Annotated in this window: 19 protein-coding genes and 1 tRNA gene; 13 read left to right on the top strand and 7 right to left on the bottom strand. The window is 55.1% G+C overall.

The features are described 5' to 3' along the window. Window positions 1–218 precede the first annotated feature (218 nt). From cho to ACUTQW_RS00340, 5 genes are all read left to right on the top strand, one after another. Window positions 219–1,070 carry an excinuclease Cho gene (gene cho / locus ACUTQW_RS00360; RefSeq protein WP_004942962.1) on the top strand — a complete coding sequence of 284 codons (852 nt, stop codon included), beginning with the start codon at window positions 219–221 and terminating at the stop codon, window positions 1,068–1,070. Window positions 1,071–1,154: 84 nt separating this feature from the next. Beyond that, window positions 1,155–1,251, top strand: a tRNA-OTHER gene (locus ACUTQW_RS00355). A gap of 175 nt (window positions 1,252–1,426) precedes the next feature. Continuing rightward, window positions 1,427–1,726 carry a sigma-S stabilization anti-adapter protein IraP gene (locus tag ACUTQW_RS00350; protein ID WP_004942964.1) on the top strand — a complete coding sequence of 100 codons (300 nt, stop codon included), beginning with the start codon at window positions 1,427–1,429 and terminating at the stop codon, window positions 1,724–1,726. A gap of 125 nt (window positions 1,727–1,851) precedes the next feature. Then, window positions 1,852–2,355, top strand: a complete 504-nt coding sequence (locus ACUTQW_RS00345; protein WP_006324632.1) for a YlaC family protein — start codon at window positions 1,852–1,854, stop codon at window positions 2,353–2,355. A gap of 69 nt (window positions 2,356–2,424) precedes the next feature. Beyond that, entirely contained in the window at window positions 2,425–2,556 is a 132-nt protein-coding gene (locus tag ACUTQW_RS00340; RefSeq protein ID WP_004942970.1) for a hypothetical protein, read from the top strand. Window positions 2,557–3,188: 632 nt separating this feature from the next. On the opposite strand, the gene ACUTQW_RS00335 is transcribed toward ACUTQW_RS00340, so the two are convergent. The 4 genes from ACUTQW_RS00335 to mdoC all read right to left on the bottom strand — a co-directional run bounded on the left by ACUTQW_RS00335 (window position 3,189) and on the right by mdoC (window position 8,101). Further along, on the bottom strand, window positions 3,189–4,910 hold the full coding sequence (locus ACUTQW_RS00335) for a potassium/proton antiporter (RefSeq protein WP_004942972.1): 1,722 nt from the start codon (window positions 4,908–4,910) through the stop codon (window positions 3,189–3,191). Between the two features lie 285 nt (window positions 4,911–5,195). Next, window positions 5,196–5,420: a hypothetical protein gene (locus ACUTQW_RS00330; RefSeq protein WP_004942973.1), complete on the bottom strand. Its 225-nt coding sequence runs from the start codon at window positions 5,418–5,420 to the stop codon at window positions 5,196–5,198. A 315-nt stretch (window positions 5,421–5,735) separates the two neighbouring features. Further along, window positions 5,736–6,752 carry an acyltransferase family protein gene (locus ACUTQW_RS00325; RefSeq protein WP_006324635.1) on the bottom strand — a complete coding sequence of 339 codons (1,017 nt, stop codon included), beginning with the start codon at window positions 6,750–6,752 and terminating at the stop codon, window positions 5,736–5,738. Window positions 6,753–6,970: 218 nt separating this feature from the next. Next, complete coding sequence (mdoC, locus tag ACUTQW_RS00320) at window positions 6,971–8,101, bottom strand: glucans biosynthesis protein MdoC (RefSeq protein ID WP_006324636.1); 1,131 nt, start codon at window positions 8,099–8,101, stop codon at window positions 6,971–6,973. 260 nt (window positions 8,102–8,361) lie between these two features. Here mdoC and mdoG point away from each other — a divergent pair, with 260 nt between their 5' ends. From mdoG to ACUTQW_RS00305, 3 genes are all read left to right on the top strand, one after another. Then, window positions 8,362–9,930: a glucans biosynthesis protein MdoG gene (gene mdoG, locus ACUTQW_RS00315; protein WP_013812409.1), complete on the top strand. Its 1,569-nt coding sequence runs from the start codon at window positions 8,362–8,364 to the stop codon at window positions 9,928–9,930. Continuing rightward, the gene (gene mdoH, locus ACUTQW_RS00310) at window positions 9,923–12,484 is read left to right on the top strand and encodes a glucans biosynthesis glucosyltransferase MdoH (RefSeq protein ID WP_020438828.1); all 2,562 of its coding nucleotides are present in this window, start codon (window positions 9,923–9,925) and stop codon (window positions 12,482–12,484) included. Before mdoG ends, mdoH begins: the two co-directional genes overlap by 8 nt. Before the next feature lie 210 nt (window positions 12,485–12,694). Continuing rightward, entirely contained in the window at window positions 12,695–12,892 is a 198-nt protein-coding gene (locus ACUTQW_RS00305) for a YceK/YidQ family lipoprotein (protein WP_044033766.1), read from the top strand. On the opposite strand, the gene ACUTQW_RS00300 is transcribed toward ACUTQW_RS00305, so the two are convergent. Next, the gene (locus tag ACUTQW_RS00300; RefSeq protein WP_020438830.1) at window positions 12,883–13,443 is read right to left on the bottom strand and encodes a GNAT family N-acetyltransferase; all 561 of its coding nucleotides are present in this window, start codon (window positions 13,441–13,443) and stop codon (window positions 12,883–12,885) included. The two genes, ACUTQW_RS00305 and ACUTQW_RS00300, sit on opposite strands and share 10 nt — an antisense overlap. A 58-nt stretch (window positions 13,444–13,501) precedes the next feature. Further along, a complete protein-coding gene (locus tag ACUTQW_RS00295; protein ID WP_020438831.1) occupies window positions 13,502–13,879 on the bottom strand; it encodes a MysB family protein in 378 nt (125 codons plus the stop codon). 210 nt (window positions 13,880–14,089) lie between these two features. Between ACUTQW_RS00295 and leuA the strand changes: the two genes are divergently transcribed. Then, the gene (gene leuA / locus ACUTQW_RS00290) at window positions 14,090–15,760 is read left to right on the top strand and encodes a 2-isopropylmalate synthase (protein WP_020438832.1); all 1,671 of its coding nucleotides are present in this window, start codon (window positions 14,090–14,092) and stop codon (window positions 15,758–15,760) included. Here the strand turns inward: leuA and ACUTQW_RS00285 are convergent. After that, window positions 15,745–16,506 carry an AraC family transcriptional regulator gene (locus ACUTQW_RS00285; RefSeq protein ID WP_004942991.1) on the bottom strand — a complete coding sequence of 254 codons (762 nt, stop codon included), beginning with the start codon at window positions 16,504–16,506 and terminating at the stop codon, window positions 15,745–15,747. The genes leuA and ACUTQW_RS00285 overlap by 16 nt on opposite strands. A 141-nt stretch (window positions 16,507–16,647) precedes the next feature. Here ACUTQW_RS00285 and ACUTQW_RS00280 point away from each other — a divergent pair, with 141 nt between their 5' ends. Genes ACUTQW_RS00280 through ACUTQW_RS00265 form a run of 4 tightly spaced genes read left to right on the top strand, consistent with a single transcriptional unit; the run spans window position 16,648 to window position 18,209 of the window. Continuing rightward, window positions 16,648–16,959, top strand: a complete 312-nt coding sequence (locus tag ACUTQW_RS00280; protein ID WP_004942994.1) for an ArsR/SmtB family transcription factor — start codon at window positions 16,648–16,650, stop codon at window positions 16,957–16,959. Continuing rightward, on the top strand, window positions 16,956–17,390 hold the full coding sequence (locus tag ACUTQW_RS00275; protein WP_004942996.1) for a YeeE/YedE family protein: 435 nt from the start codon (window positions 16,956–16,958) through the stop codon (window positions 17,388–17,390). The genes ACUTQW_RS00280 and ACUTQW_RS00275 overlap by 4 nt, the downstream gene beginning before the upstream one ends. Window positions 17,391–17,394: 4 nt before the next feature. Beyond that, complete coding sequence (locus tag ACUTQW_RS00270; RefSeq protein ID WP_004942998.1) at window positions 17,395–17,814, top strand: YeeE/YedE family protein; 420 nt, start codon at window positions 17,395–17,397, stop codon at window positions 17,812–17,814. Further along, window positions 17,814–18,209: a VOC family protein gene (locus tag ACUTQW_RS00265; protein WP_004942999.1), complete on the top strand. Its 396-nt coding sequence runs from the start codon at window positions 17,814–17,816 to the stop codon at window positions 18,207–18,209. The genes ACUTQW_RS00270 and ACUTQW_RS00265 overlap by 1 nt, the downstream gene beginning before the upstream one ends. Window positions 18,210–18,251 lie beyond the last annotated feature (42 nt).

Genomic DNA, 18,251 nt, shown 5'->3' with positions numbered 1-18,251 from the left:
CGGTAAGCCGTGATTCCAAGAGGCGCCATGGTGACACCCTCGGCTTTAACTGGCGGTAAACACGCGGCGTATTTTTGCCGCGGTGTCGATAATAAATATTATTCTCATAAACTTCATCAAAGAAAAGTCATCATGGGGAGCATGCAATTTGAGCAAACAAGCATTATACTGTATAAAAAACCAGTTATGTTGATAAACAAAGATCGCGATTCGTTACCATGATGCCAAACCGACTCGAGCCGGAGCTCGACATTTATCAGTACCCGGAACATCTGCGCACCAGCCTTGAGGTATTGCCCAAGTCACCGGGCGTGTACCTGTTTCATGGCTTGAGTGACAGCATGCCGCTGTATATCGGCAAAAGCGTTAATATTCGCAGCCGGGTGATGGCGCATTTTCGCACGCAGGATGAAGCCCGCCTGTTGCGGCAAACCCAGCGCATCAGCTTTCATGAAACGGCCGGTGAGCTGGGGGCTTTGCTGCTGGAGGCACAGTTGATCAAACAGCAACAGCCGCTGTTCAACAAACGTCTGCGCCGTTCGAAGCAGCTCTGTTCATTGCATCTGGATGGCGGCCAGGTGAGCATTGCACATGCCAAAGACATTGATTTCGCCGCTACGCCTAATCTGCATGGGCTGTTTGCCAACCGAACTGCCGCACTGGAAAAGTTGCGGATTATCGCCGATGAACAGCGCCTGTGTTACGGCAAGTTGGGTATTGATAAACTGCCCGCCGGGCGAGGGTGTTTCCGTTATAGCTTGCGAAAATGCGCCGGTGTCTGTTGCGGTGTCGAATCGGATCTGCAACATGACCAACGGCTGGCGGCGGCGCTGCAACAGACGCGCATCAACACGTGGCCCTATGCCGGGCGAGTGGCTATGGAAGAGCAGGGGGCATTTTTGCGTCAGTACCACGTCATTCATAACTGGTTCTATTTGGGGAGCGTCGGCGCGCTGCAGCAGGCCGATTCGCTACAGCGAACCGCGAGTCATTTTGACAGCGATGGTTACAAGATCCTGTGCAAGCCGTTGATGAGCGGGCGTTACCCGATCATTGAGCTGGGTGGCTGAAGGGGTCAGATTTATCTGCAAAATCGCTCGCGCGCTTGATCCCATAGCATTGATATGGATAATGACGCCCCGAAGCGAAGGGATGCGCTATTAACTCAGTTGGCAGAGTGATTGGTTTTATAATGGCTTGTTTTGGCTACAAAATTGATAGACGCGGGTTCGAGTCCTGCATAGCGCGCCAGCTTCCCTCTTTAAGATCCGTTATCGTAAAGCGCACCCGGGTTGATTTGCACTATCGGCTCCTTGTTGGGTTTTTCGGGTGTGCTTTACCGTAACCGGCTCTCCTTTCTGTGTTGCTATCGATCTTTGCTAGACTGTAATCAGGCAGGTTTGCTGCCCGGCAACAGGAGGTCGATATGTCTGAGTCCGATCAACTGCAGGAATTATTGCAACGTGTAGCTGCTCTGGAAGCCAGAGAGAAGTCGTTGACCGCTGCCTCCAATGCCTATCAGGCGATAATCACCACTCTGCTCGGCAGCCTGGATAAGCAGGAGCGCGACAAGATTATTGCGACGATCGACCAGGCTCATGAGATTGCCTACGCCCGCGCAATTCAGCGCTGTAATGAACCGCAGAAGCAAAAAATCAAACAAGCTGACGATATCGCTCAACGCATGTTCATGTTCGCGCAAGGTAAAAATTCCCTGCAACGCTAGCGGTACAGGTATAACAGTTGCCGATTTTAAATTGCAGAACTGATCTACCTGGGCAAACTGTACTTGTGATAGTTTGAGGAATGATTATTGATAGCGTAATGCTCCCCAAGCATAAGGTTGTAAGTATGGACGCGATTAAAAGCATCTTGGTAAAAGAAATCGAGCGGATCAACCGGCAGGAAGGGCGCGACGGCAAGCTGCGTTTTAACAGCGAATTTGCCCGTGAGCACCGCTATCTGTGCCTTGCCATGTTCGCCGGCTATTTCGCCGTGATCGCTGTGATGTACCAGGTTCCTTACATGGGCTTCTTCTCATTTTTGGCTTTCACGGCCTTCGTTTTGTTCATGTTTGCCATGCTGATGATTGAAATCAAACCTGTGTATCGTTTTGAGGATATCGGCGTGCTGGACCTGCGCGTATGCTATAACGGCGAGTGGTATTTCACGCGCGCGCTGTCGCCGCAGTCGGTGAAGGCGTTGCTGGATGAGCCGTCGATCGGCACGACGCTGAAAACGCGCATGCAGGAAATTATCGCCAATAAAGGCGAAATCGATTTCTATGACGTCTACGATCTGGCGTATTCAAAGAAGCCACAGGGCGAGCAGCCGCAGGTGGCGGTGCTTAACTGAAGGGTTTCCGCCTGTGCAGTTGTCGATTATACTCACTCCTCGAAGCCAGTTAAGCGTGAGGAGTTTGCGATGAGTGATGATATTTTCGATTTTGATATCGATGCCGAATTAGCGAAAGCGGAAGAAAAAGCCGCGCAGAAAGCAAAAGAAGTTCCTGAGATCCTTGAGGACGAAGCGGACTGCGAAGGGTGCAAAATCTGATCGCCATTGCCAACTAAAAAAACCGCTGCGGCGGTTTTTTTGTATCTGGAATAGGGTGAAACAGAAAAAAAAAGCCCGTTTCAGGCGGGCCAACACTTAAGTAGTACGAGGGTATCATTTTTATTTCCATGTCCGTTCAGCATACGCGCTACGGCCGGGAAGAGATGTCGAAGCATTGTAACAAAAGGTGGTTGTCGTGTTGCCTTGTTACCCATGCCAGCCGAACGATTAATCCAGCACAAAACCCCAAATCAACAACCCTGCCACGATAACCAGGCAGAGCGAAGAGACGGTAACCAGTATTTTTCCCAGAATATCTTTTTCTTGTTGCTGCTGTGTCACGTTAACGTTATCCAATTAAGATGCTATGGACCAAATCGGCGATGCCCAGATCCAGCGCGATGACCACCAGAGCCAGCAGCACCATGACAGATAAAAATCGAGTTTTGCTGTTCAAATCAATACCCATCACCGCTGCGCAGTGTTCCCAGAGTAAAGGTTAAAACGACGAGGCTAAAAGCCCCGATTTTGATAATTACAGAGTTTAAGAACCTTTCCGGGCTTATAAGTTCCGTCAGTATTATGGGGCCCGCTGCGGAGTCGCAGCGCAGCGAGCGGGTACTGCGGGAGGATCAGTCAGTCACGATTTTTACGCCAATCTTGCTGATCAAGTTGCCGTCCATTTCGGCAATGGTCCAGGTCAGACCGTCCCATTCCACCTGATCGCCCACCACGGGGGCGCCGCCAATCAGTTGAAGGACGAACTGGCCGAGCGTTTGTTGTTCGTCTACGCCTTCCTGCAGGTTAAGACCGTATACCTGCGAGATATCGCTCAGGCGTGCGTCTGATTGCAGGATAAAGTCACCGAAGAAGCGCTCGTCCAGCGTGACCACCGGCGCCTGGCTGAACAGTTTACCCAGCACCGGCAGATCGTGCTCATGGCCGATTACGCACAGAATGTCATCTTCGCGCAGCCTTGTGCTGCCGCTTGGGTGCAGCAGTTCCTTGCCCCGGAACAGGGCGGCGATACGAGTGCCGGGCGGCATTTTCAGCTCACGTAGCGCAGCGCCCACGCACCAGTTTTCCGACGAGAGTTGGTAAACAAACTGCTCCCATTGGTTTTCCGGGTGCACGTCCAGCCCGACCCGCGAGACGGGCGCCAGCGCCGGCGGCACTATGACCTTGGCCTTTTTGGCGGCGAATGACAGTGTGGTACCTTGCAGCAGCAGCGAGACCAAGACGACAAAGAAAGCCACATTGAAAAACAGCTGCGCATTCGGCAATCCCGCCATCATCGGGAAGACGGCCAGAATGACCGGTACCGCGCCGCGCAGGCCGACCCACGAGATAAAACTGCGTTCGCGCAGGGTAAAGCTGCGAAACGGCAACAGCCCGATAAAGACCGAAAGCGGCCGGGCGAACAAGATCATCCACAGCGACAGCAGCAGGGCAGGGATGGCGATGGGCAGCAACTCGTGCGGATTGAGCAGCAACCCCAGCACCAGGAACATGCCGATCTGGCTCAGCCAGGCCAGACCGTCGAAGGTTTGGACAATGCCGTGCCGGTTGCGGATTGGACGATTGCCCAGCATCAGGCCGCACAGGTATACCGCCAGGATACCGCTGCCGTCCAGCGCGGTGGTCAGGGAAAAAATCAAAATGCCGCCGCTCACGGCCAGCAGCGGGTACAGGCCTTCGGCCAATTTGATGTGATTGATCAACCCCAACAGCAACCAGCCGCCGCCAAGGCCAAAGATGATCCCCATGCCGAACTGCTGCAGAAGATGAAGAGGGAACATCCAGCTCAGCGTGGTTTCGCCGGCGGCGATCATCGCAATCAGAGTAATGGTGAGGAACACCGCCATCGGATCGTTGCTGCCGGATTCAATTTCCAGCGTAGCGCTGACGCGTTCGTTAAGCCCCTTACCGCCCAGCAGTGAAAATACCGCTGCGGCGTCGGTAGAGCCGATAATGGCGCCAATCAGCATGCCCTGAAGCAGATCAAGATCAAACAGCCAGGCGGCAGCCAGGCCGGTAAGTCCGGCGGTAATCACCACGCCGATGGTCGCGAGGGAAAGCGCCGGCCACAGCGCGACGCGGAAAGAACTGACGCGGGTACGCATCCCGCCATCCAGCAGGATCACCGCCAGCGCCAGGTTACTGACCAGATAGGCAACAGGATAATTGCTGAAAACGATGCCGCCTGGGCCATCGACCCCCGCCAGCATGCCAATCGCCAGGAAAATCACCAAAATGGGAATGCCCAGCCGCGAAGAGAATGAACTGAGAAGAATGCTTGCCCCCACCAACACGGCACCGATGATGAACAAGCTGTTGATCGTGCTGGCATCCAAAATAACGTTCTCCTGAGGCTGGGGGAAAGGCGTTGCGCGCGGGCGCAGATACCCGATGATGATAACGTGTTTAGTGGGTAAAACGCTAAAGCTGATTTGGCGTTTATTGCCATTTGGTAAGGATGAGCGGAGAAAGCGGGGGGAAGGCGATAAGTTCTTACTTTTATCTATAGTTATCAGAACACTGAATATTTACTTGGGTAATAATCGCCAGACTGTCGCTGCAGGAAGGAAAAACCATTAAACCCCCGTCGGGAGGCTTAATGGTTTGTAGGCCAAAGGTCGTTAATGATCGAGTGATTGCAAGGCCCGTCGGATCAACTCAGCGGCCAGCTTTCGCTCAGACTCTGAAATGCCGTCAAGATTGAGGCTGGAAAGCTCGGTTACCAGAATGCTGCGATCCTTGCCGCTGATCGACGAGTCCAGTGCGGACAGCAACCGGCCAAGGATTTTCAGCAGGGTGGCGTTTTCTGGAATGGCTTCCTGAGCCGAAGTGTCTTTGTCAGTCATTAAAAATCCTCTCTGTCGTGACGGAAGGGAGATGCTGCAAACATTGTCGTACCAACGACAACGTCGTCCCTCAGGGTTCATTGAGCCCAATCACTACCGTAAGGCAGGGATGTGGATTTCCACTTATTCATTGCAGTTATAACAACTAGCGGCAATATGCTCCAGCATAACTTTGCCCTAACTTTAACCAGTGGGCTGAGCAATGTGTGCTCTATGCTACAAGTACGGCAGCAATCCGGACGCTATTGCCGCATTGTAAATAGACTTGAGAAGAAGGCGTTCAGGGAAAGGGCGGCCAAGAGCCGCCCCAAGTGTTCAGAGGGTTTTTTCTTTGCGCTGTACCCGGTTGTAACGCGGACGCTCCAACAGGAAATTGAGGTGCAAACGTTGAATAACGTAATAGGCAATAATGGGGGCGATCAGGCCAATCAGCGTACCGGCAACAACATGTACCGACCAGTTGTTAACGTGCAGAAACTTGGCCAGCACGATGCGTAATCCACTGGCGGCAAGGATGTGCATCAGGTAGATCACCATACTCAACTCACCCAAACGTCGTAACCATGGGATGTTTGCCTTTGCCAGCAGCACTGACAGGCAAATGATAAAGGCGATGGCTACGACGGCAAGGATCAGGGAGAACACTCCGGCATTTGTGTAGGTCAGGCCAAGGTAACCATGGAATCCCCACTCCAATAGAATAAAGGCCAGTAAAGCGATCAGGCCGGCACCCATGCCGATCCCGCCAATGACGGCTGAGTAGCGTATTGCCAAGGCTCCGAGCAGGAAGAAAATCATAAACTTGATGATATAACCGAAATGGAAGGCTTGACTGAGGCTGTTCTGATACACGTACAACCCGGCGCTGATAACGATCAGGGCAGGCAGGATATAATTGAATTTGTTTTTGTTATACAACAGGGTGGCAAGCACAAATACCATGAACAAGGCGTACAAGAACCAAAATTGTGCTCGTGGGTGGCTAAAGAGCGTCAGCACGTCTGCCAGGTTAGAAGAGTTGTTGGTATAGCGTGACAGCACGACTTCCACGGTACCTTGTATCAGCGACCAGAGGATATAGGGGTACACGATAGTATCAACTTTACTGATGATAAAGCTGGTTTTCCCCTTTCTATCTAATGATTGGACAAAAAATAAACCGGAAAGGAAGAAAAACAGCGGCATATGGAAACTGTAAATAACGCTGTCTGTCAGTTGGTAAAACGATTCGGAAAGGTGAATATTTGCACTGTACAAACCGCGGTTTACATGGCCAAAGACCACCAAAATAATACCGATGCCTTTTGCATAGTCGACCCATGCTTCTCTCATGTGATTACCCTACCCAGAAAAGAACAAAAATAACTTATAAGTATGTCTAGTGAGCGTAATAGGTGATCGTCAGTTTGCAATGTGAGGGGATAGGTAAGACGAAGATTAGGAAAATGCTCATGATGAAAAGATGAGCAACGCATTCAAAAGGTTAGTGAAGCTTCCCTCCCTTGCGTCAGGATGAGGAAATCTCACCCTGACGCCATATAGGCTCAATATTACTGGGGTTTTCCGGAGAACAGGAAGCGCAGCAGAGGGATGCGCTTGTGCAGTTCATATAAGGCAAAGGCGCAGGAGAAAACGAACACCATACCAATCAGGAAACCCAGAAGGTTATTGTTGATATACGGCGTCACAAAAGCGCCATATATCAAGGTCAGCGGATGATGCACCAGATATATAAACAGCGACGCGTTGACCAGGTACGTGATTTTTGGCGAATGATAGTTCAGCAACCGGTGTCCGAATGAAAACACCACGTTCGCCATCAGGATGCCGAGCAGGGTTTTGATCACAATTTCCAGCTCAAACATATAGCTGCTGTGGGCCAGTAACTTCTGATTCAGCATGTAGGCAATCAACAACAGCAGTGAGCCGAGCACTGCCAATGGGGAGGGTTTGAGAAAAATCTCTTTCAGCCACACGTACTTAAACGCGTAAGCACCGAGGATGAAGAACGGCAGGTAGAACATCGTCTCCATCACCACAAAATTGAACAGGCCGTTGGAAAGCAATTGCGGCGCAAAAATTAAAATAATACGGTGCGCGGCCGAATAGCATAAAGCATATAAAAGAAAGAACAGTGAGATGTTTCCTAATCCAGTCATTTTATTTATCGGGTTAGGAGCGGTGTTACTTTTTAACGTCTTAATTTTTTTGAACAGATAAAAACAGGCAGTGGTTAGCAAGGAGAGAGTTAATAAAAACCACAGGTGGGAAACCAGTTCCCAGATTGTTACATTTATTTTCTGATAGATCGAAAAATCTTCCCAGCCGTTTAATTTATCCGTGAAGTATTTCAGCATGAAAAACTGCGGTACGGTTATTAAGGGGATCGAGCTCAGCAGGGGGATTGCCACCCGCTCCAGTCTGACCTTCAACCAATGGTGGCGCTCGTAACGCTCGTAAAGCATGTAGGAGAAGTAGCCGGATATCACGAAGAACACTTGCATGCGGAAGGCATGGATGAAGTCGTTCAGCACCGTCAGCGAGAACGAGGGAGCCGCGCTGTTCACCGCCCAGGCATGGCTGGAATAGATCAGTGAGAGGTGGAAAGGAACACCGAGCAACATCAAATAAGCCCGGATCGAATCGAGGAAAAACTCGCGTTGATTGTTGCCTTTAGTCATTAGGTTACCGCTAGTCATTTTGTCGAGTGGTCATTAACACGCTTAATAAGTCGGCAATGGTTAAATCGCAATCCCGAACCCTACTATACCGATTCACATTTTTCCATAGCGTCTTGCTGCACGGCTTGCTACGCTGGTGTTTCATCAGCTGCTTAAACAATGAGCCATAAACATGAACCATCCATTTATCATGTTGTCGGAAAGCTGAATAATCCATTAATATGGATTTAAATGATTTGAGCACACGAATAGGGGGGGATGTGCTAGTTAATATATTATCCAGTAAACCACGCGCCGCGAGCGTTCGTTGGTTAGGTGCTACCGTATTGTTCACGCTGTTTACTTCGCAGGCATGGGCTTTTTCTATCGACGATGTGGCCAAGCAGGCGCAGGATCTGGCAGGAAAAGGCTTTGAGGCCCCGAAGAGCAACCTTCCTTCTCAATTCCGTGAAATGAAGTTCGCGGACTATCAGCAGATTCAGTTCAATCACGATAAAGCCTATTGGAGCAAGCTGAAAACCCCATTCAAACTTGAGTTTTATCATCAGGGCATGTACTTCGACACGCCGGTGAAAATCAATGAAGTCACTGCAACCAGCGTAAAACAGATCAAGTACAGCCCGGATTACTTCAACTTTGGTTCGGTGAAGCACGATCCGGATTCGGTAAAAAACCTCGGCTTTGCCGGTTTCAAGGTGATTTATCCGATCAACAGTGCGGATAAGAACGACGAAATTATGAGCCTGCTGGGCGCGAGCTACTTCCGCGTGGTGGGTAAAGGGCAGGTTTACGGGCTTTCCGCTCGTGGTCTGGCGATTGATACCGCCTTGCCGTCCGGTGAAGAGTTCCCGCGCTTCCGCGAATTCTGGGTTGAGCGTCCGAAGCAGGGCGACAAGCACCTGGTCGTTTACGCGCTGCTGGATTCACCGCGCGCCACCGGCGCTTATCGTTTTGTGGTCTATCCGGGCCGCGATACCACGGTGGACGTCGAGTCCAAAGTGTTCCTGCGCGACAAGGTCGGCAAACTGGGCATGGCACCGCTGACCAGCATGTACCTGTTCGGGCCAAGCCAGCCGTCGCCAACGCTGAACTACCGTCCGGCGCTGCATGATTCCAACGGTTTGTCGATCCATGCCGGCAACGGCGAGTGGATCTGGCGTCCGCTGAATAATCCGAAGCACCTGTCCGTCAGCACCTACCAGATCGAGAACCCGAAAGGTTTCGGTTTGCTGCAACGCGGCCGTAACTTCAAGGATTACGAAGATCTGGACGATCGTTACGACCTGCGTCCAAGCGCCTGGATCGAGCCGCGCGGCGACTGGGGCAAGGGTAAAGTGGAGCTGGTGGAAATCCCTACTGCGGATGAAACCAACGACAACATCGTTGCCTTCTGGACTCCGGACGTATTGCCGGATGCCAAAACCCCGCTGGCGCTGAGCTACCGTCTGCACTTCACCCGCGACGAAGACAAGCTGCATTCACAGGACATCGCCTACGTAAGCCAGACGATGCGTTCTACCGGTGACGTGAAGCAGTCCAACCTGATCCGCGAGCCTGACGGCAGCGTGGCATTCCTGGTTGATTTCGTTGGCCCGGTACTGAAAGGTCTGGACGGCGCTACGCCGGTCGCCTCTCAGGTGAGCATCGGCGACAACGGCGAAGTGGTAGAAAACAATGTCCGCTATAATCCAGTGACCAAAGGCTGGCGTCTGACTCTGCGTCTTAAAGTGAAAGACGACAAGAAGCCGGTAGAAATGCGCGCAGCGCTGGTCAATGGTGATAAGACCCTGTCGGAAACCTGGAGCTATCAGCTACCTGCCAATGAATAAGCTTACTCAACCTGCCCAGGATTATCTTGCGGCAATGCCTCTGACCGCTGAGCGGTCAGAGGCGCTTAAACCACAGCCGGCGGCAGATGACGGCCAGGCACTGGAGGCGCTGCATCGCAAGATGGGCGCCGCCGATGCCAACGTCAATAAGCTGTCGGCGGATGACGTGGCGCTGGCCTCGGTCAAAACGCGTATCGAAAGCGCGTGGCCGGATGCGGTCAGCGACGACGATTTCGACACCGACGCCGAAGGCCGTACCGTACTGAAGGCGATGCCTCCGATCAAACGTACCAGCATGTTCCCGGAAGCCTGGCGCACCAACCCGGTGGCGCGTTTTTGGGATTCGTTGCTGGGGCGCTCGCCGCACAATCGTCACGCTTCCAAAGAGGAAGCCGAGGCGGAAAATCGCTGGCGCGTGGTCGGTTCGATGCGCCGCTATGTGCTGCTGGTGTTGATGCTGGTGCAAACCGGCATCGCCACCTGGTACATGAAAACCATTTTGCCGTATCAGGGCTGGGCGCTGATCGATCCGCTGGCCATGTTGGATCAGGATCTGATGCAATCGGTGCTGCAACTGCTGCCTTATGTCCTGCAAACCGGCATTCTGATCTTGTTCGCCATTCTTTTTTGCTGGGTATCGGCCGGGTTCTGGACCGCGTTGATGGGGTTCCTGCAACTGCTGATTGGCAAAGATAAGTACAGCATCTCTTCCACCATCAAGGGCGATGAGCCGATTAACCCGGCGCACCGCACCGCGTTGATCATGCCGATCTGTAACGAAGACGTCGAGCGCGTGTTCGCCGGCCTGCGTGCGACCTATGAGTCCGTCGCCGCTACCGGTCAGCTGGAGCATTTCGATATCTACGTGCTGAGCGACAGCTACGACCCGGACATCTGCATGGCGGAACAGAAGGCATGGATGGAACTGTGCCGCGATGTTGACGGCCATGGCCGCATCTTCTACCGCCGCCGCCGCCGCCGCGTGAAACGCAAAAGCGGCAACATCGACGACTTCTGCCGTCGTTGGGGTGGCGAGTACAGCTACATGGTGATTCTGGACGCCGACAGCGTGATGAGCGGTGAGTGTCTCACCGGTCTGGTACGCTTGATGGAAGCCAATCCGAACGCCGGTATCATCCAGTCCGCGCCGAAGGCCTCGGGCATGGATACGCTGTATGCTCGCGTGCAGCAGTTTGCCACACGGGTCTACGGGCCGCTGTTCACCGCCGGTCTGCATTTCTGGCAGTTGGGTGAGTCGCACTACTGGGGCCATAACGCGATTATCCGCGTGAAGCCGTTTATCGAACACTGTGCGCTGGCGCCGCTGCCGGGCGAAGGCTCTTTCGCCGGTTCCATCATGTCGCATGACTTCGTGGAAGCCGCGTTGATGCGCCGTGCCGGTTGGGGCGTGTGGATTGCCTATGACCTGCCGGGCAGCTATGAAGAATTGCCGCCGAACCTGCTGGATGAGCTGAAGCGCGACCGTCGCTGGTGTCACGGTAACCTGATGAACTTCCGCCTGTTCCTGGTCAAAGGCATGCACCCGGTGCACCGTGCGGTGTTCCTGACGGGCGTAATGTCTTATCTGTCGGCGCCGTTGTGGTTTATGTTCCTGGCGCTGTCGACCGCGTTGCAGGTGGTGCATACCCTGATGGAGCCGCAGTACTTCCTGCAGCCGCGTCAGCTGTTCCCGGTATGGCCGCAGTGGCGTCCAGAGCTGGCGATAGCGCTGTTCTCCACCACCCTGATACTGCTGTTCTTGCCTAAACTGCTCAGCATAGTGCTGATCTGGGCCAAAGGCGCCAAAGAATACGGTGGCGCTTTGCGCCTGCTGCTGTCGATGCTGATGGAAATGCTGTTCTCGGTGCTGCTGGCGCCGGTGCGCATGCTGTTCCACACCGTGTTCGTGGTCAGCGCTTTTCTGGGCTGGGAAGTGGTATGGAACTCTCCGCAGCGTGACGATGATGACACGCCATGGAGCGAAGCCTTCAAGCGTCACGGTTCACAGATGCTGTTGGGCCTGGTCTGGGCCGGTGGTATGGCTTGGCTGGATCTGCGTTTCCTGTGGTGGTTGTCGCCGATCGTCTTCTCGCTGATCCTGTCACCTATCGTGTCGGCTCTGTCGAGCCGCGCGACATTGGGCATAAAAAGCAAGCGCGCCAAACTGTTCCTGATCCCGGAAGAATACTCACCGCCGCGCGAACTGCTGGCGACGGAAGAGTATCTGCAACTTAACCGTGAGCGCGCACTGGCCAATGGCTTTATGCACGCCGTGGTTAACCCGTCATTCAACGCATTGGCAACGGCGTTGGCGACGGCGCGCCACCATCTGCGCGGGGCGATTGAGCGTAACCGTGAAGAGCGGGTGACGGAAGCGCTGCAACTGGGGCCGGAGAAACTGGTGAAGGGTAAACGTCTGGAGCTGCTGAGCGATCCCGTGGCGCTGTCGCGTCTGCATCAGCGCATCTGGCTGCTGCCGGAAGGCAAAGCATGGCGTGAATGCTATCAGCAATTGCCGCATAACGAACAGGCTCATCCTGTCGGACGGCGTTAGTCGCTGATCGGTTAGCCCAAGCGGGGAATGCGCGTTGCGTGTTCCCCGTTTTTTTTGGTCTTTCGCTTACGCAATGCTGACAAACCGGCGCCAGGAAACTGTGCTAACATCCGCGCGGGGCGTTGTTTATTTTCAAAACAACCAGGTTCAAGAGTCAATTTGGTGAACTTTTCTTCTTCAATCCGCTTGGCGTTGCTGGCGGCAGGCGTAATGGCGTTGACCGGCTGCGGCAGCATCATCAGCCGCACGGTGCCCGGCGCCGGGCATGGCCATCAATATTACCCGGGCGTGCAATGGGATCTGCGCGATACGCCCTGGCGCTACATCACGGTGATCGACGTACCGCTGTCGATGGTAGTGGATACCTTTATGTTGCCGTTTGATGCACAGCACGGGTCTTACGAGTAAATCGGATCCCTTGTGGCGAACACCAGCAACTGATATCCGTGCCGGCCGCAGCGAAAGGGCGCCAGCACCGTCATCTTCAACCCTTGCTCGTGGGCGGTCAGTGAATGCGGATTGTCGTCGTCAATAAACAGCGCGCCGACGTCGAACTCATCGCGGGTGCATGCCTTGACGGCCGCGAACAACCGTTTGAGCACCCCTTTGCCGCGCCAGGCGACATCAAGGCACACCGGGCCATACAAAAACACCTTCTGCTCACGGAGTGCCCGGCCGTTGAATGACTGATTGCCGAGCGTATCGAGCATCGCATCCACCACCGGCGGACGCGGCTGCATATCGGTGGGCATCAGGCAGACAAAGCCCGCCAACGCGCGATCTTCAACCGCCACCAGAATGCCCAGGCGCTGGTTAATGCTTTCTAACTGAGCCTCATCCATACGCGAGACGATGAACCCTTGCCGTTTTTGGCTCTCGCCAAGGTTTGCCGGGGTATTTTGCGACTGCAGTTGCAGGATAGCGGGGTAATCGGCGCGGCCTGCCTGGCGGATGATCATGAATCCTCCTGGGAGAACATTATGGGGGTCGGACAGGTTAACACCCATCCGACGTTATTCAGCGTTCATCCCACTCGTCTGCGGCAGACTGGCCCTCTTCGGTGTCCAGCGGCGGATCGAGCTGAAAATCACCTTCCTCCCACTCGTGCAGCGTATTTTCATCTATCCATTCCGCTCTGATTTCCACTTCGTCGTAGTCACCGTCAAAAATAGCCTGGGCGGCAGCGCCGCTGCGTAGCGTGAAACACTCGACCGATTCGCCTTCTTCCTCAAAGAATTCGGCCTGCCACATGATATCACCGTCCAGCATCACGTATTTTTGCAGATTGAACTGTTGCGGTACCGGCGGTTCATCGTCATTGCCGCTTTCGGCGGATTCAATAAACTCCTCGCGCGCCGCTTCGATAGCTTCTTCCAGGGTTGCATACAGGCTCATGTCCGTCTCCAGTCACAGTGAGGTTAATGAAAGGGCTTTGGCAGCGCCAAAGCGTCATGACATACGTCAGAAGTAATTGTTGTCTCACTGGCGCAGGATGCAAATTTTTTTGTTGTCCGTTTTGCGACGACGATTGTCCGCTAAGCGGGAGCAGCGAATAACCGGGCGGGAAATAATAAGGCATTGTCTACGACTACCCAGGAGATCGCCATGTTAACCAACCCTTCAAGCAAATATCGCCCGTTCCCGCCGGTGGCGTTACCGGATCGCCAATGGCCCGGTCGCACCCTTGAGCAGGCGCCGCGTTGGTGCTCCAGCGATCTGCGCGATGGCAACCAGGCGTTGGCGGAGCCGATGGATAACGGCCGTAAACGCCAGTTTTACCAGTTGCTGCTGCAGTGCGGGTTTAAAGAAATTGAGGTGGCGTTCCCTTCGGCGTCGCAAACGGATTTTGATTTTGTGCGTTCGCTGATTGAGGAACGGTTGATCCCGGACGATGTCAGCATTCAGGTGTTGACTCAGTCGCGTGACGATCTGATCGATCGCACCTTTGAATCGCTGCGCGGCGCCCCTCGCGCTATCGTGCATTTGTATAACGCCACAGCCCCCATGTTCCGCGAGATTGTGTTCAGGCAGGACAAAGCGGCGACGGTGGCCTTGGCGGTGAATGGCGCGTTGCGTATCCGCCAGCAGTGCGAATTGCAACCGGAAACGGCCTGGACCTTCGAGTACTCGCCGGAAACCTTCTGCTTTACCGAATTGGAATTCGCGCTGGAGATTTGCGAGGCGGTGGCCGATGTCTGGCAGCCAGGTCCTGGGCGGCCAATGATCATCAACCTGCCGGCGACGGTAGAGGTCAGTACGCCGAACGTGTATGCCGATCAGATCGAATGGTTTTGCCGCCGCTTCAGCCAGCGCAAACAGGTGACGATCAGCGTGCATCCGCATAACGATCGCGGTACCGGAGTAGCCTGCGCCGAACTGGCGATGCTGGCCGGGGCCGATCGGGTGGAAGGATGCCTGTTCGGCAACGGCGAGCGCACCGGCAATGTGGATCTGGTGACGCTGGCGCTCAATCTGTACACCCAGGGTGTTGCGCCGGGGCTGGATTTCAGCCAACTGAAACAGGTGGTTGAGGTAGTTGAACAGTGCAACCAGTTGCCGGTGCATCCGCGTCATCCTTATGCCGGCGAACTGGTTTTCACCGCCTTTTCCGGCTCGCATCAGGATGCCATCAAGAAGGGTTTCGCCGCCCAACAGCAGCGGCAAGACGGTTTGTGGCAGGTGCCTTACTTACCGCTCGATCCGGGTGATGTCGGCTGCAGCTATGAGGCGGTGATCCGGGTTAACAGCCAGTCAGGCAAAAGTGGCGCGGCCTGGTTGCTGGAACAAAATCACGGCCTGTCGTTGCCGCGCGGATTGCAGATTGATTTCAGCAAAGTGGTGCAACAGGCGACCGACGGCAGCGGTAAAGAGATGACCACCGCCGAATTGTGGCGGCTGTTCCGCACGACTTACGGGCTGGTTGAACAGCCGAGCCTGCAATTGCTGAGCTATCAGACAGAGAGCCATGGCGTGGAGGCTTACAGTTTCAGCGCCAGGGTATTGTTCGAGGAGCAGCAGCAGAGGTTGATGGGCGTGGGGAACGGTTTGCTGTCCAGCGCGGTGGATGCGCTGCGCCAGCGCTTTGGCCTGGCGTTGGCGATTGAGGATTATCACGAACACACCCTGGGCCATCAGAGCCACAGTCGCGCGGTGGCTTACATACGTTGCACTCTGGCGCACGGTGAGGCGGCTTATGGCGTTGGCATCGACGTCGATTCCGCCAGCGCCTCGCTGCAGGCGCTGTTTAACGTCGCCGGGCGCTACCTGGCGAAATAAACGCTCGGGGCGACGCCCAGCAGGCGGCGGAACATGGCGCTGAAGGCGCTGGGGCTGTCATAACCCAGGTCCAGCGCCACTTCCAGCACCGAGTGGCCGGCCGCCAGAGCGTTTAGCGCCGCCAGCAGCCGGGCGCGACGGACCCAGTCGCCAAAACGCAGTCCGGTTTCACGCTGAAAGCGGCGCGACAACGTGCGACCGCTGACGCTGATATAGCCGGCCGCCTGCTCCAACTCCCAGGGCTGCGCCAGCGATTGCTGAATATGCCGGCACAGCTTCTGCAGGGCTTCACCGCGTGGCTCCGGCAAATGCAGCGGCAAAATAGGCAAGATGCGCAGCTCGTCCAGGATCAACTCCATTATCCGCTCTTCGCGCCCGCCTGGCGGGTAATCCACCGTGATGTCCATTGCGCAGATAATCAGCTCGCGCAGCAGCGGCGAGATTTGCACCACTTCGCACTGCGCCGGCAGATCGGCACGCGCCAGAGGATCGACAAACAACGCTCTGGCGGCCACCTTGCCGGTGATGCGCAGGCTATGCTCCATCCGTGCCGGCAACCAGACGCCGCGGCCTGGCGGCACTACCCAACTGCCCAGGCGGGTGTTTACCTGCACCACGCCGCTAAGGCTGTGGATCAGCTGCGCACAGTTATGGTGATGAAGGGGCTCGAAATCGCCGTGTTGGTAATCTTTGGCAATCGGCACAATCGACCGGTTGGTTGGCATTAAGTCGTGGCAAAGCAGCATCTGTAGCGGTATCCCCGCGCGGTGGTAAGGCGTAATGGCAGCATGCCACGCCGGAACATTTCGCACCAGTCTCTGGTGCGGCGCCGAATTATAGTCTATAAGAATACAATATATAATTTTATAAATTGTTTTGAGGGTTCTATGAATATCGACAGTATGCGGCAGGCGGCAACGCAGGCTGGGGCGCTGTTGCGGGCGCTGGGCAACGAGGATCGCTTGCTGCTGCTATGCCAACTTAGCCAGCGTGAGATGTCGGTCGGTGAACTGGCGCAGACGCTGGGGATCCGTCAGCCGACGCTTTCCCAGCAATTGAGCGTATTGCGGCAGGAAGGGCTGGTGTCAACGCGACGCGAGGGCAAGCAGATTTACTATGCCGTCAGCGATGAAAAAGCGCTGACGATCCTCAGCACCTTGTATCAACTTTATTGCCCGGCACCGGGAGCGACACCATGACCATTGACTGGCTGCATTTCACGCCGCTTTCCGCACTGGCCGGCGGGGGGATTATCGGCATCGCGGTGGCGCTGCTGTTGGTGTTTAACGGCCGCATCGCCGGCATCAGCGGTATCACCGGTGGGCTGTTGACGCCGGGCGGTACAGAAAAAGCCTGGCGTGGCGCATTTCTTGTCGGGTTGCTGATTTCCCCCTGGCTGTATCGTATTGCCGGCCCTTTACCGGAAATGCCGGTCAGCGGCGGCAGCCTGTGGTTGATGGCGGCCGGGTTGCTGGTCGGTCTGGGGACCCGGTTGGGCGGCGGATGCACCAGCGGCCACGGCGTATGCGGCATGGCGAGGCTGGCGCCGCGCTCGCTGGCTGCCACGGCGGTATTTATGCTACTGGGGTTTATCACCGTCTGGGTTGTCCGTCACTTGGCGGGAGGCTAAAACCATGTTCAGGATTTTATTTGCGCTGTTGAGCGGGGTCATTTTCGGTTTGGGCTTGATTGTCGCCGGGATGGCCAACCCGACCAAAGTGTTGGCCTTTCTCGATATTACCGGTCATTGGGATCCGTCGCTGGCTCTGGTTATGGTGGGGGCGATTGCGGTAGCGGCACCGGCTTTTTTTTGGGCCCGGCGTCGACAGAGAACGCTGTTGGGCGAGACGTTGCTCATTCCCACGAATCGCCGTCTGGATCGCCGTTTACTGGCGGGCAGCGCGCTGTTCGGCATTGGCTGGGGAATGGCGGGTATCTGCCCCGGGCCGGCGTGGGTGCTAGCGGGAGCGGGCTCGTTACCTGGCTGGCTGTTCGTGGCGGCGATGCTGGCGGGCATGGCACTGTATGAATTCATCATGATACGGAGAAAATAATGCCGATAACCAATGCGGTGCTGCGTATTGCCCGCCCGACCGATCGTCTGCAGGAAATCGCTGCGATGTACTGTCAGGGATTAGGGTTCGAACGGTTGGGGGAATTTGCCGATCACCAGGGTTTTGACGGCGTAATGGTCGGGCATCCGCAGCACGGTTATCACCTGGAGTTTACCCACCATCGCGGCGTAAAGGTGGGGCTGGCGCCGACGCAGGATCACCTGCTGGTGTTTTATCTGCCGCAGGAAGAGGATTGGCTCGCAGGATGTCGACGTATGCTGGCCGCCGGCTTTCGGCACGTGGTTTCTTACAACCCTTATTGGGATAATTGCGGGCAGACCTTCGAAGACCTGGACGGTTACCGCATAGTGCTGCAACGGCAGGCGTGGGGATAATAAAAAAAGCCAGCGCACCGGGCGCTGGCTGAAGGGCAAAGT

Source organism: Serratia sp. TSA_7, from assembly GCF_052692135.1.
Note: the sequence above shows the minus strand (reverse complement) of the source record. Positions and strands in the feature narration are given on the sequence as shown.